This window comes from Halobacillus salinarum (assembly GCF_022919095.1).
In the GTDB taxonomy this organism is placed as follows: Bacteria; Bacillota; Bacilli; order Bacillales; family Halobacillaceae; genus Halobacillus_B; species Halobacillus_B salinarum.
In genome coordinates this window covers 2671514-2684581 of sequence record NZ_CP095073.1, presented here as the reverse complement: position 1 = coordinate 2684581, position 13068 = coordinate 2671514, and the positions used below count along the sequence as shown (strand labels likewise).

Below are 13068 nucleotides of genomic sequence, written 5' to 3'. Positions count from 1 at the left end.
AGTTGAGTAGTGAACTTTTTGATGCCATGAATTATTTGGAGAAGGAAAAGGGCATCGACAAAAATTTGTTGTTAGAAGCGCTTGAAGCCGCATTGATTTCTGCTTATAAAAAGAATTTCAATTCAGCGACAAATGTAAGAGTGGACATTAATGAAGACGAGGGTACAATGAAGGTTTTTGCTCGTAAAACAATCGTTGAAGAGTCCATGGATCCACAGCAGGAAATTTCTCTCGAAGAAGCTGCCGAAATTGATCCAAATTACGAATTGGATGATGTCATTGAAGTGGAAGTCACTCCAATGGACTTTGGAAGAATCGCTGCCCAGGCAGCAAAGCAGGTAGTGACCCAAAGAGTCCGTGAAGCAGAAAGAGGAATTATCTACGGTGAGTATGTAGATCGTGAGGAAGATGTTATGACAGGCATCATCCAGAGAAAAGATCCGAGATTTGTCTATGTAAACCTCGGTAAAATTGAGGCACGCCTGCCTGAAGGAGAGCAAATGCCGACGGAAACCTATGAAGTTCACGACCGTCTAAAAGTATTCGTTACCAAAGTAGAGAACAGCAACAAAGGTCCGCACATCTATGTTTCCCGTACCCATCCAGGTTTGCTGAAGCGTTTGTTTGAAATGGAAGTGCCTGAGATTTATGATGGCACAGTGGAAGTAATTTCCGTCGCTCGAGAAGCTGGAGACCGCTCAAAAATTTCAGTTCATGCCGAAGATCCTGAAGTCGATCCAGTAGGTTCATGCGTTGGCCAGCGCGGGCAACGGGTACAGGCAATAGTCAATGAACTGAAAGGTGAAAAGATTGATATCGTTCAATGGTCAGAAGATCCGATTGAATATGTTTCTAACGCTCTCAGCCCTTCCAAAGTCGTGGAAGTACTGGTAGATGAAGAAAACAAAGCTACTACAGTTATCGTTCCTGATTATCAACTGTCCCTTGCCATCGGAAAACGCGGGCAAAATGCGAGACTCGCTGCTAAGCTTACTGGCTGGAAGATTGACATTAAAAGTGAAAGTGAAGCGCGGGAACAAGGCATGTTAACTGAAGACAGCGAGAGTGAAGAAGAACCAGAACTGTTTGAGGAATAAGGAGTGGGAGTTATGGCCCGTTCAAAAAATCAACCATTAAGAAAATGCGTCGTCACACAGGAAATGAAACCAAAAAAACAATTAATACGAATCGTCCGTAATAAGGACGGAGAAGTGTTTGTGGATGAAACAGGAAAAAAGAACGGACGGGGAGCTTATCTAACACTGAATATAGATGTTATTGATCAAGCAGAAAAAAGTCAGATCTTAAACCGTCATTTAAATACAGAGGTTGATCCAACTATCTATGAAGAATTAAGAGAATGTGCGAAGGCTGCTGGCCATGAATAAGCACTTAAACTTGTTAGGTTTAGCTGTACGGGCTGGACAATGCACGATAGGAGAAGAAGCTATCGTACGTGATATTCAGAAGCAGAAAGCAAAAATCGTCTTGTTGGCCGGTGACATCGGAACACAGACAAAGAAGAAGCTCACTGATAAGTGCAGCTATTACCATATACCTTATTACATGGTGGAAGAGCGGGATACCTTATCCCATGCCATCGGTAAAGAAGGGAGAGTCGCGATCGCAGTGCTGGATCACGGATTTGCAAAAAAGTTGCAATCGCTGCTCGATGAATCTATTCGGGGGTGACAAAATGAGTAAGATGCGAGTTTACGAATATGCGAAACAGAATGAACTGACTAGTAAAGAGGTTATAGATAAATTAAAATCAATGAATGTGGAAGTGACCAACCACATGTCAACAATCGAACCAGGTGTGAAGAACAAGCTGGATAACGGATTTGGGAAAGGGAAAGCTAAAGAAGAAGCGAAACCTGCAAAACCAGCCAACCAGAAAAAACAAACGAAAAATACGAAACCGAATCCTAACAAAAAGAATAATCAGGGTTCGAAGAAGCAGCAACGACCGAACCAGAAGCAGACTTCTCAGAAAACAAAACAGACACCGGAGAAAATTACTTATTCGGGTAGTTTGACAGTTGGAGAGCTTGCTGAAAAGCTTAACAAAGATTCTTCTGAAATCATTAAAAAGCTGATGTCTCTTGGCGTTATGGCTACGAAAAATCAGGATCTTGATGCTGATTCCATCGAATTGATCTGTGAAGAATTCAATGTTGAAGTAGAAGAGGAAGTCATCGTTGATGAAACAGACATTGAAAACATGACGTTTGATGACGCTCCAGAAGATCTCCAAGAGCGCCCGGCTGTCGTTACCATTATGGGACACGTGGACCACGGGAAAACTACGCTTCTTGACCGAATCCGCGACACAAAGGTTACAGAAGGAGAAGCCGGGGGCATTACCCAGCATATCGGTGCTTATCAGGTTGAAGAAAATGATAAAAAAATTACGTTCCTGGACACCCCTGGTCACGCGGCTTTTACAAGCATGCGTTCCCGTGGAGCCCAAGTAACGGATATTGCGATCCTTGTAGTGGCGGCAGATGATGGCGTTATGCCTCAAACCAGAGAAGCAATCAACCACGCTAAGGCTGCAGAAGTGCCTATTATTGTAGCAGTTAATAAAATGGATAAAGAAGGCGCCAACCCTGATCGAGTAATGCAGGAACTGATGGAATACGAACTCATTTCTGAAGAGTACGGCGGGGAAACCATTTTCGTTCAAATGTCAGCTGTAAATGGTGAAGGAATCGATGAACTCCTAGAAATGATCGTTCTCGTTTCCGAAATGGAAGAACTGAAAGCAAATCCTGGCCGTCCTGCTTACGGTACTGTAATTGAAGCTGAACTAGATAAAGGACGCGGACCTGTAGCCACGCTGTTAATTCAAAATGGTACGTTAAACGTAGGAGATGCCATAGTAGTTGGTAACACTCACGGGCGAGTCCGGGCTATGGTGAACGATCTTGGCAGAAGGGTCAAAACGGCCGGTCCGTCTACGCCGGTTGAGATCACAGGTTTAAACAATGTTCCTCAAGCAGGTGACCGTTTCCTAGTATTTGAAGATGAAAAGAAAGCTCGTTCTGTGGGAGAGTCAAGGGCTCAAGCCCAGCTGGAAGCAGAAAGAAGCTCCACAGCTAAAGTGAGCTTAGATGACCTATTTGAACAAATCAAACATGGCGATATTAAGGAAATTAATCTCATCCTAAAAGCTGACGTCCAAGGTTCAGTAGAAGCTTTAGCAGGCTCTCTACAGAAAATTGAAGTCGAAGGTGTTAAAGTGAAGATTATTCACACAGGTGTAGGCGCCATTACAGAATCAGATGTATCTCTTGCTTCTGCATCCAATGCCATTATTATTGGATTTAATGTCCGCCCGGATGGAAATGCGAGAAAAGCTGCTGAATCTGAGGATGTAGAAATCCGCCTTCACAATATCATTTATAAAGTAATTGAAGAAATCGAGTCTGCTATGAAAGGGATGCTGGATCCTGAGTATGAAGAGCAGATCATCGGTCAAGTTGAAGTGAGAGAAACCTTTAAGGTATCAAAGATCGGTACCATTGCCGGTTCCTATGTAACAGACGGAAAGGTGTCACGTAACTCAGGAATCCGTGTCATTCGCGATGGAGTGGTTATTTTTGAAGGCGAAATTGATGCCCTTAAACGCTATAAGGATGATGTTAAAGAAGTTTCTCAAGGTTACGAATGTGGTATTACAATTAAGAACTTCAACGATATCAAAGTCGGGGACGTCATCGAGCCTTATGAAATGAAAGAAATTGAGCGCACATGATTCTAAGTGCTGAAGTGGAATGCCTTATTTATGATGCCCAGTCGCTGAAACAGAAGCGCTCTGTTATCAAGAGAGTGATGACTAGAATTCAGAATGAATTTAATGTTGCTGTAAGCGAGCTGGAGTTTCAAGATCTCTGGCAGCGGACAACCATTGGGATAGTAACTGTAGCCAGCAGTAAAGTCATCGCCGAGCAGACCATTCAGCAAGTATTGGCTTTTATTGATTCCTTTCCAGAACTGGAGCGAGCCGAGACAGTTCTGGAATGGTTATAAGTGCGGTTTTTTTGAAGAGGTGAAGAAATATGAACGATCTACGGGCAAACCGTGTCGGAGAACAAATGAAAAAAGAAATGAGCGACATTATTAGTAAAAAAATCAAAGATCCCCGTGTCGGTTTCGTAACTGTTACAGAAGTCAAGGTAACAGGGGATTTGCAGCAGGCTAAAGTGTATATTTCTGTATTAGGTGATGAAAAACAACGTCACGATACACTAGTCGGTCTCGCAAAAGCAAAAGGATTTATCCGCTCGGAAATTGGTCAAAGGATTCGATTGCGGAAAACACCAGAGATTATGTTTGAGTTTGATGAAGCAATTGAACGTGGAAATCGCATCGAGACCATTCTAAAAGACCTTGATGATACAGAAAGTTAATAGATAATCCGTGCCTTTGGAAGCACGGATTCTATCTGTTTCCATTCTAGAAAGACAGGATTGATAACATGGATGGTATTGTGGCTCTGTGGAAGCCGAAAGGTTTTACTTCACATGACTGCGTGAGCAAAGCTAGAGGAATGTTTAAAACAAAGAAAATCGGTCATACCGGTACGCTTGACCCTGATGTAGAAGGGGTACTGCCTCTTTGTGTCGGCAAAGCGACGAAGATTGTCCCGTTTCTTACCAACACCGAAAAGGTCTATGAAGCTGAGATTACGCTTGGAATTGCAACTGAAACTGAAGATGCCTCAGGTGAGCACATTTGTAAAAAAGCGGTGACCAGCCAGTTATCAAATCAGGAGATTAAGGAAGTGCTTACGTCGTTTACTGGAACCATTAAGCAGGTTCCGCCCATGTATTCGGCTGTTAAAGTGGATGGGAAAAAACTCTATGAATATGCCAGAGAAGGAAAAGAAGTGCCACGGCCTGAAAGAGAAGTAGAGATTCATGGCATTGAATTGACGAGTGATGGGGCAATACTTCAAGATGGCAGAGCTGTTTTTTCTTTTAACGTCCGCTGTTCCAAGGGTACATACATACGAACACTCTGCGTAGATATAGGCAAGGCCTTAGGTTATCCTGCTCATATGTCCCACCTTGTGAGGACTGCAACTGGAGGGATAACCAAGGAAGTTTGTTTGCGTTTTTCCGATGTACAAAAACTAGTGGATGAAGGAACACCCGAAAAAGCTCTGCTTCCTATTTCAACTGGTCTATCTCATTTACCTTCCTTAACAGTGGATGAACAAACAAAAGCTTTAATAAAAAATGGCAGAGTATTGGAGAAGGAGCAGGGGATGCCTAATTCGGAATTTACTGTTCGGTGTGGCGAAGAAGTATTAGCTGTGTACAAGACCCATCCCAGCAAACCTGATAAAATTAAGCCCGTCCGGGTATTTTAGAAATTTGCAGCAAAGCAGGTGAAATTGATGGAAACGATATTACTGTCTGCTTCCAATCCGCATCCTACAAAGACAATAGAACCAAATGTCACCGCTGCAGGCTTTTTTGATGGGGTTCATAAAGGACATCAAAAAGTAATACTTACAGCTAAGGCTAAAGCTGATCAAGAGGGACTGAAAAGTGCAGTCATGACTTTTGATCCTCACCCATCTGTCGTCTTAAAAAAAGAAAAACGTCACGCGCGGTATATCACTCCGATGAGAGACAAGCAGAAGCTGCTTTACGAGATGGGCATCGATTATCTATTCATCGTTCATTTTGATCAAGCACTTGCGTCTATGTCTCCTCAGGAGTTTGTTGATGATTTTTTCGTGAAGCTCGCGGTACGCCATGTGGTAGCGGGATTTGATTTCAGTTATGGACATAAAGGAAAAGGCTCTATGGAATCCTTACCTGAGCACGCAAGGGGAAGGTTTACGCAAACCACTGTCCATAAAGTAGAGGATCAGTTGGAAAAAATAAGTTCTACTAGAATTCGTGAGCTATTGGATAAAGGAGAAGCTGTGGAAGTAAACCGGCTTCTAGGAAGACCGTTCAAGTTAAGCGGAGATGCGGTTAAAGCAGTGAACGGGAGCGTTTCAGGATGCCCGGCAGCCGGCATTCAAATTAATCCTGACTATTACCTGCCCAAACCAGGTGTTTATGCAGTAACCGTAGAATATAATCATGAACATTACGAAGGAATAGCAGAAGTAGGGCGAAAACCTGCGGACGAGCAACACTCGGAAACAGAAGTGGAAGTGGTTTTATTTGATATATCCGAAGACTTACACGGAAAACATCTAGACGTCTATTTTCATTATTATGTAAGAGAAAATAGACAATTTTCTTCGGCTGAAGAGTTAAAAAGACAATTACAGAAAGACGAAAAAAAAGTAAGGGATTTTTTCCATAAAGCCTAAGGTTATGCTTGCATTTTGGCTGCAAAACTTGTACTCTGTAATATGGAACCTTCTCTTGGCGGTACGAAGCTCCGACGCCCGCTAGGAGGATGGGAATCACAAATTTTTTTAGGAGGTGTAGCTATAATGGCTATCACACAAGAACGCAAAAACGAATTAATCAATGAGTACAAAACTCATGAGAGCGACACAGGTTCTCCAGAAGTACAAATTGCTGTACTTACTGAACAGATTACGAACTTAAACGAACACCTGCGTGTTCATAAACAAGATCACCATTCACGCCGTGGTCTTCTGAAAATGGTAGGGAAACGCCGTAACCTATTGAACTACCTTCGTAATAAAGACATTACGCGTTACCGTGAGTTAATTAAAAGTCTCGGCCTACGTCGTTAATGGATGGATAAAAGCGGGAGTATTCCCGCTTTTTCTGTATGTTTAAGTACATAAGGGTGTAAACTGATGTTAGTCCCTTAAGACTATGATTGTAATTGAGAGGAGTTTAGTTCTTTATGCCAGAAGAAAAACAAGTGTTTTCGATTGATGTGGCTGGGCGCACATTCTCTATAGAGATTGGCGAATTAGCTAAACAGGCAAATGGTGCAGCGTTAATCCATTATGGTGATACGACCGTACTTTCAACGGCTACAGGTTCAAAAGAGCCAAAGGATTTACCTTTTTTCCCTTTAACCGTGAATTATGAAGAGCGCTTATATGCAGTTGGAAAAATCCCGGGTGGTTTTATTAAACGTGAAGGCCGTCCTAGTGATAAAGCAGTACTTGCATCACGTCTCATCGATCGTCCGATCCGGCCGATGTTTCCAGATGGTTTTAGAAATGATGTGCAAGTGATCAGCACGGTGATGAGTGTTGACCAGGATTGTTCATCCGAAATGGCTGCCATGCTTGGTTCATCTATTGCATTAGGTATTTCTAATATTCCTTTTGGAGGTCCGATTGCCGGAGTTATCGTGGGACGAGTGGACGGGGAGTTCATTATTAACCCGACTGTTGAGCAGCAGGAAAAGAGTGACATTGATCTGACTGTGGCAGGAAACCGGGATGCGATTAATATGGTAGAAGCCGGAGCACAGGAAGTTCCTGAAGAGGACATGCTGGAAGCAATTATGTTCGGCCATGAAGAAATTAAGAAGCTTGTTGCCTTTCAGGAAGAAGTCATTGCTGCTGCGGGCCGCGAGAAAATGGAGGTTCAGCTCATAGAAGCGGACAAGGACCTCAAGGAAAAAGTTGAAGCAGAAGCGACAAGTGCGATTGTTGATGCAATTAAAACTGTTGAGAAAAAGGCACGTGAAGAGGCCATCGATCAAGCTAAACATGCAGCAATAGAACATTTCGAAGAGATGGAAGCTGATGAGGATACACTAGAGCAGGTTCAATCCATTCTTGATGATATAGTCAAAGCTGAAGTGCGCAAGCTGATCACGAAAGATAAAGTGCGGCCAGATGGACGTCAGGTAGATGAAATCCGTTCATTGTCATCCCGGGTCGGATTGCTGCCGCGAACACACGGTTCAGGACTGTTTACCCGCGGTCAAACTCAAGCACTCAGCATTTGTACCCTTGGAGCATTAGGAGATGTTCAAATCCTGGACGGGCTTGATTTGGAAGAATCCAAACGGTTTATGCACCATTATAATTTCCCGAAATTCTCAGTAGGTGAGACGGGACCTATCCGCGGACCAGGCAGAAGAGAAATCGGACACGGTGCTCTTGGAGAACGGGCGCTTGAACAAGTGGTTCCAAGTGAAAATGAGTTCCCTTACACCATCCGTTTAGTTTCCGAAGTACTTGAATCCAACGGATCCACTTCACAAGCCAGTATTTGTGCAAGTACCCTTGCGATGATGGATGCAGGTGTACCTATTAAATCCCCAGTTGCAGGAATTGCGATGGGACTTGTGAAGTCTGGGGACGATTATACAATTTTAACAGATATTCAAGGCATGGAAGATGCTCTGGGTGACATGGACTTTAAAGTTGCAGGGACAGAGAAAGGCGTAACCGCTCTGCAAATGGATATAAAAATCGAAGGACTGTCCAGAGAAATCCTTCAGGAAGCACTTGAACAAGCGAAGAAAGGCCGGATGGAGATTTTAGCATCCATGCTGAAGACCCTTCCTGAGACGAGGACTAAGCTTTCTGATTATGCGCCAAAAATCATGACCTTAAAGATCAATCCGGAAAAAATCCGTGATGTCATCGGACCAAGCGGTAAGCAGATCAACCAGATCATTGAAGATACCGGAGTGAAAATTGATATTGAGCAGGACGGTACAGTCTTCATATCTTCAACAGATGAAGATATGAACGCAACGGCCCGTAAGATTATTGAAGACATTGTCCGTGAAGTGGAAGTAGGCGAAGTTTATAATGGCAAAGTGAAACGAATTGAAAAATTCGGAGCATTTGTTGAATTATTTAAAGGCAAAGAAGGGCTTGTTCACATTTCCGAAATGGCTGAAGAGCGCATCGGAAAAGTGGAAGATATCGTATCCCTTGGTGATTTCATTAAAGTTAAGGTAAAAGAAATTGATAACCAGGGAAGGATCAATCTTTCCCGTAAAGCTGTTCTGATTGATGAGAAAAAACAACAGGAAAGCAAACAGGAAAAAGAGTAACTGGCCAGCCAGGCTCTTTTTTTTATGGCTGAAAAGAGTCTTGTCCGCTAATGAAAAGCATACACTTGGATGAGGAGTGAATGCTGATGACTAATTTTAGGATATGGGCCGTTGGATGCATTGCATCATTTTTTTTGCTTGGCGTAAGCCTTGCATTCATTTCCATGAACGATCAAACTCAAACAACAAGCGGAACAGATGACTTGTATGAAGAAATTATTTCTAACAAAGCGAAATATGAGAAGCCGGCAGAAAATGCGGTTATAGATAAAGTATGGAAAAAAACTCCAGGGATCGAAGGACGCGCTGTAGATGTTCAGGCATCCTACAATAAAATGAAAAAAGATGGAGTTTTTAACGAGAAGATGCTCGTTTATAAACGTGTTAAGCCGGACATCTCTTTAGAAGACCTTCCTTCTTCACCTATCTACAGAGGCCATCCAGATAAAAACATGGTGGCTTTATTAATCAATGTATCATGGGGGGAAGAATACATTCCGGATATGGTAAAAATATTTTCTAAATATCATGTAAAAGCTACTTTTTTTATTGACGGTGCCTTTGCAAGCAAGCATAAAGAATTGGTACAAATGATTGAGGATGAGGGACATACAATCGGAAGTCATGGATATCTGCATAAAGATATGGCCCAAATGTCAGAAAATCAGGCAGAGATAAACATGGAAAAGGCGAACGAGGTGCTTTATGCGCTTACTAATAAGAAAGTCAAATGGCTCGCTCCTCCGTCCGGTAGCTTTACCATGAATACGGTCATTGCAGCGGACAAACTTGGAATGGAGACGATTTTATGGACGGTGGACACCATAGATTGGAAACAGCCGACGAAACAAGTCCTTTTGCAAAGGGTATTAGGAAAAGTGCATAACGGAGCTACTATCCTTATGCACCCAACCCAAGTCACTGTAGACAGTCTTCCTGAACTTATCGAACAGCTTAAAAAGAATTATCGGATAGGTTCAGTGCCTACCCTTTTAAGTGAAAACCGTTAGGAGGAATCGTTCATGAGGTTAAAGACGCTTGCAAGTAAACAAGTGATTGATGTGGAAAATGGTGAGAAGCTGGGAATTCTGGGGAGAGCGGATTTAGTTATTGAACCGGAGACAGGCAGGATTAAATCACTTATTATTATGAACAATGGCATCATGGGCATCGGCAAATCAAGAAAGGAAGTAATGATCGATTGGGAACAAATCACGACAATTGGAGAAGATACGATTTTATTAAAGAGCAAGAAGATGAGGGAATTTGGATCCTGACAAACGTCAGGGTCTTTTTTTTATGTACGTTTCCAACAGAAATGTCATATACAACTATACCCCCTTTTCCTAGGCGATTTCGATATCACTAACTGTTCGCATCAGCATAGGATACAAAGAGATTAGATCATGGATAAAGGAGACTTCCGGCATGCTTACAGGATATCATGTGGCAGTAATAGGGGCGATGCCCGGCAATTAGAAATTATCCGGCGATTGAACGAGTGGGATGCCACGGTTTATCTTGCTGGGTTTGACCAATTAAAAGGAGGATTCACAGAATCCATTGACCTTGATTTTGAAGGCAGTCAAGTGGAAAGATTGGATGCAATTATTCTTCCTGTAGCAGGGACAGATGAACAGGGAAGAGTGGATGGTGTCTTTACTAATCGCCTGATTCAATTATCGGAAGATTGGCTGAAAAAAACCCCAAAGCATTGTCAAATCTATACAGGAATAACAAACCCCTACTTTTCAAAAGTTGTGGAGAAGATAAAACGAACACTCGTTCCTTTGATGGATCGGGATGACGTAGCGATTTATAATTCGATTCCTACTGTGGAAGGAACGATTATGATGGTTATCCAGCATACAGATTTTACAATCCACGGATCAAAGGTCGTCGTATTAGGATTAGGACGGGTAGGGATTGGTTTAGCCCGTGCATTTGCCCATTTAGGAGCGGATGTCTCAGTGGGAGTAAGGTCTTCCGCCAGTGCAGCAAGAGTATTTGAGATGGGGTTAACTCCGCTTGATATGAACGGCTTAGATGAAGAAATGGGTCAATGCGACATCCTCTTAAATACCGTTCCTGCACCGGTTGTTCAAGCTGCAGTAATCAAGCAGTTACCTTCCCATGCCTTAATTGTAGACCTTGCTTCAAAACCGGGAGGGACCGATTTTCGCTACGCTGAAAAGCGGGGGGTAAAAGCAATCCTTGCTCCGGGGCTGCCAGGAATCGTTGCACCAAAAACAGCGGGGCGGATCATTGCAGATGTGATATGCAAATTACTAAAAAATGTAAATCGAAAGGTGGATGGCTCATGACAAGTTTAGAAGGTAAGACAATAGGCTTCGGATTGACAGGGTCTCATTGTACGTATCACGAAGTTTTTCCTGTTATGAAGCGGTTAGTGGGAATGGGGGCAAAAGTCATTCCGATTCTCTCCTATACTGTTCAAAACACAGATACAAGGTTTGGGGATGCGGCAGATCATTTGAAAACGATAAAAGAAATCACAGGAGAAGAACCAATTATGACCATTCCCGATGCTGAACCTTTAGGACCGAAACGGCCGCTGGATTGTATGGTAATCGCACCAATGACTGGAAATTCTACCAGCAAGTTTGCTAATGCATTGACGGATTCACCGGTCTTAATGGCAGCAAAAGCGACATTAAGGAATGGAAGCCCCGTTGTAGTTGCTATTTCGACGAATGATGCGCTAGGATTAAATGGAGTCAACGTTATGAAATTGATGGCTGCAAAGAACATTTATTTTGTCCCACTTGGTCAGGATCATCCGTATAAAAAACCCAATTCCCTGGTAGCAGATATGACGTTGATTCCTGAAACCATCGAGGCAGCTTTAAAAGGAACACAGCTTCAGCCTGTGCTTATTGAGCGATACAACGGCTAATTCGAGATTTTCTTCCCAGAAGTGCTAAAAAATATGATAGAATAACAAAATAGTGACTCTGACTGACTAACTAATGTAAATAGCGATTAACCAAGAAAGGAGATCCTAATATGAGTCATAACCATACGTATAATGTCGCTGTCGTTGGTGCAACCGGCGCAGTCGGACAAAAAATGCTGGAAACTTTGGAAGAAAGAGATTTTCCTATCAATCAATTGAAGCTGCTTTCTTCCAGCAGGTCTGCTGGAAAGAAGGTTCCATTTCGTGGAGAAGAATTAACCGTGGAGGAAGCGACGCCAGAGAGCTTTGAAAATGTACAGATCGCCTTGTTCTCTGCTGGAGGCTCTGTTTCTAAGAAGTTTGCACCAGAAGCCGTAAAACGCGGCGCTGTGGTCATAGACAACACGAGCGCATACCGGATGGCAGAAGACGTACCCCTTGTAGTTCCTGAGGTGAATGAAGAAGATATTAAAAATCACCAGGGAATCATTGCGAATCCGAATTGCTCTACCATCCAAATGGTAGCTGCTCTTAAGCCTATAAAAAATGAGCTTGGACTTAAACGAGTGCTCGTCTCGACGTACCAGGCTGTATCTGGAGCTGGTAATGAAGCAGCTGATGAACTTCGTGACCAGTCACAAGCCTTTTTAAACGGTGAGAACCTTGAAGCTGAAATTCTACCGGTAAAAGGCGAAAAAAATCATTATCCAATTGCTTTTAATGCCTTGCCTCAAATCGATGTCTTTCAAGATAACGGATATACGTTTGAAGAAATGAAAATGATCAATGAAACGAAGAAAATCCTGCACGCACAGGAATTACCGGTGGCAGCTACGTGCGTCCGTCTGCCTTTCTTCACTTCTCATGCTGAAAGCGTATATATTGAAGTTGACCGCAAAGGGGTAACGGTAGAAGAAATAAGAAAATTAATGGATCATGCTCCTGGAATTGTCCTTCAGGATGATCCTGCAACACAAACGTATCCAACCCCGCTGGATGCAGCAGGTAAGAAAGATGTCTTTGTTGGACGGATCCGAAAAGACTTGGACAATGAATACGGTTTCCATCTTTGGGTGGTTTCTGATAATCTATTAAAAGGAGCCGCTTGGAATTCCGTTCAAATCGCTGAACGAGTGATCGCTAATCAGTGGCTATAATCTTTAATAGGT

The 13068-nt window shown here is 42.9% G+C and carries 14 protein-coding genes and 1 pseudogene; all 15 read left to right on the top strand.

All coding sequences use genetic code 11. From position 1 onward, the window contains the following. The first annotated feature begins 2 nt into the window (after positions 1-2). Entirely contained in the window at positions 3-1097 is a 1095-nt protein-coding gene (gene nusA, locus MUN89_RS13795) for a transcription termination factor NusA (RefSeq protein WP_244708380.1), read from the top strand. A 12-nt stretch (positions 1098-1109) separates the two neighbouring features. Then, positions 1110-1388 carry an RNase P modulator RnpM gene (gene rnpM / locus MUN89_RS13790; protein WP_244708379.1) on the top strand — a complete coding sequence of 93 codons (279 nt, stop codon included), beginning with the start codon at positions 1110-1112 and terminating at the stop codon, positions 1386-1388. Then, positions 1381-1692 (top strand): YlxQ family RNA-binding protein, encoded by a 312-nt coding sequence (locus MUN89_RS13785; RefSeq protein WP_244708378.1) that lies wholly within the window; start codon positions 1381-1383, stop codon positions 1690-1692. The genes rnpM and MUN89_RS13785 overlap by 8 nt, the downstream gene beginning before the upstream one ends. Before the next feature lie 4 nt (positions 1693-1696). Further along, positions 1697-3760 (top strand): translation initiation factor IF-2, encoded by a 2064-nt coding sequence (gene infB / locus MUN89_RS13780; RefSeq protein ID WP_244708377.1) that lies wholly within the window; start codon positions 1697-1699, stop codon positions 3758-3760. After that, positions 3757-4035 (top strand): DUF503 domain-containing protein, encoded by a 279-nt coding sequence (locus MUN89_RS13775; RefSeq protein WP_244708376.1) that lies wholly within the window; start codon positions 3757-3759, stop codon positions 4033-4035. Before infB ends, MUN89_RS13775 begins: the two co-directional genes overlap by 4 nt. A 29-nt stretch (positions 4036-4064) precedes the next feature. After that, complete coding sequence (rbfA, locus tag MUN89_RS13770; protein WP_244708375.1) at positions 4065-4415, top strand: 30S ribosome-binding factor RbfA; 351 nt, start codon at positions 4065-4067, stop codon at positions 4413-4415. A gap of 68 nt (positions 4416-4483) precedes the next feature. Then, on the top strand, positions 4484-5380 hold the full coding sequence (truB, locus tag MUN89_RS13765) for a tRNA pseudouridine(55) synthase TruB (protein WP_244708374.1): 897 nt from the start codon (positions 4484-4486) through the stop codon (positions 5378-5380). 27 nt (positions 5381-5407) lie between these two features. Next, the gene (gene ribF / locus MUN89_RS13760; protein ID WP_244708373.1) at positions 5408-6343 is read left to right on the top strand and encodes a riboflavin biosynthesis protein RibF; all 936 of its coding nucleotides are present in this window, start codon (positions 5408-5410) and stop codon (positions 6341-6343) included. Positions 6344-6469: 126 nt separating this feature from the next. Beyond that, positions 6470-6739 carry a 30S ribosomal protein S15 gene (rpsO, locus tag MUN89_RS13755; RefSeq protein ID WP_244708372.1) on the top strand — a complete coding sequence of 90 codons (270 nt, stop codon included), beginning with the start codon at positions 6470-6472 and terminating at the stop codon, positions 6737-6739. A gap of 116 nt (positions 6740-6855) precedes the next feature. After that, a complete protein-coding gene (gene pnp, locus MUN89_RS13750; RefSeq protein ID WP_244708371.1) occupies positions 6856-8982 on the top strand; it encodes a polyribonucleotide nucleotidyltransferase in 2127 nt (708 codons plus the stop codon). 86 nt (positions 8983-9068) lie between these two features. After that, positions 9069-9992, top strand: coding sequence for a polysaccharide deacetylase family protein (locus MUN89_RS13745; RefSeq protein WP_244708370.1), 924 nt, complete (start codon positions 9069-9071; stop codon positions 9990-9992). Positions 9993-10004: 12 nt separating this feature from the next. Then, positions 10005-10259: a YlmC/YmxH family sporulation protein gene (locus MUN89_RS13740; RefSeq protein WP_244708369.1), complete on the top strand. Its 255-nt coding sequence runs from the start codon at positions 10005-10007 to the stop codon at positions 10257-10259. A 151-nt stretch (positions 10260-10410) separates the two neighbouring features. Beyond that, positions 10411-11306, top strand: a pseudogene (gene dpaA, locus MUN89_RS13735) (dipicolinic acid synthetase subunit A). Then, on the top strand, positions 11303-11899 hold the full coding sequence (locus MUN89_RS13730) for a dipicolinate synthase subunit B (RefSeq protein WP_244708368.1): 597 nt from the start codon (positions 11303-11305) through the stop codon (positions 11897-11899). Before dpaA ends, MUN89_RS13730 begins: the two are co-directional and overlap by 4 nt. A 110-nt stretch (positions 11900-12009) precedes the next feature. Further along, complete coding sequence (asd, locus tag MUN89_RS13725; protein ID WP_244708367.1) at positions 12010-13056, top strand: aspartate-semialdehyde dehydrogenase; 1047 nt, start codon at positions 12010-12012, stop codon at positions 13054-13056. Positions 13057-13068 lie beyond the last annotated feature (12 nt).

Excerpts from the sequence above, each read along its gene's own strand:
- rnpM (WP_244708379.1), top strand. The coding sequence starts at position 1,110 with ATGGCCCGTTCAAAAAATCAACCATTAAGAAAATGCGTCGTCACACAG.
- MUN89_RS13785 (WP_244708378.1), top strand. The coding sequence starts at position 1,381 with ATGAATAAGCACTTAAACTTGTTAGGTTTAGCTGTACGGGCTGGACAA.
- infB (WP_244708377.1), top strand. The coding sequence starts at position 1,697 with ATGAGTAAGATGCGAGTTTACGAATATGCGAAACAGAATGAACTGACT.
- MUN89_RS13775 (WP_244708376.1), top strand. The coding sequence starts at position 3,757 with ATGATTCTAAGTGCTGAAGTGGAATGCCTTATTTATGATGCCCAGTCG.
- rbfA (WP_244708375.1), top strand. The coding sequence starts at position 4,065 with ATGAACGATCTACGGGCAAACCGTGTCGGAGAACAAATGAAAAAAGAA.
- truB (WP_244708374.1), top strand. The coding sequence starts at position 4,484 with ATGGATGGTATTGTGGCTCTGTGGAAGCCGAAAGGTTTTACTTCACAT.
- ribF (WP_244708373.1), top strand. The coding sequence starts at position 5,408 with ATGGAAACGATATTACTGTCTGCTTCCAATCCGCATCCTACAAAGACA.
- rpsO (WP_244708372.1), top strand. The coding sequence starts at position 6,470 with ATGGCTATCACACAAGAACGCAAAAACGAATTAATCAATGAGTACAAA.
- pnp (WP_244708371.1), top strand. The coding sequence starts at position 6,856 with ATGCCAGAAGAAAAACAAGTGTTTTCGATTGATGTGGCTGGGCGCACA.
- MUN89_RS13745 (WP_244708370.1), top strand. The coding sequence starts at position 9,069 with ATGACTAATTTTAGGATATGGGCCGTTGGATGCATTGCATCATTTTTT.
- MUN89_RS13740 (WP_244708369.1), top strand. The coding sequence starts at position 10,005 with ATGAGGTTAAAGACGCTTGCAAGTAAACAAGTGATTGATGTGGAAAAT.
- MUN89_RS13730 (WP_244708368.1), top strand. The coding sequence starts at position 11,303 with ATGACAAGTTTAGAAGGTAAGACAATAGGCTTCGGATTGACAGGGTCT.
- asd (WP_244708367.1), top strand. The coding sequence starts at position 12,010 with ATGAGTCATAACCATACGTATAATGTCGCTGTCGTTGGTGCAACCGGC.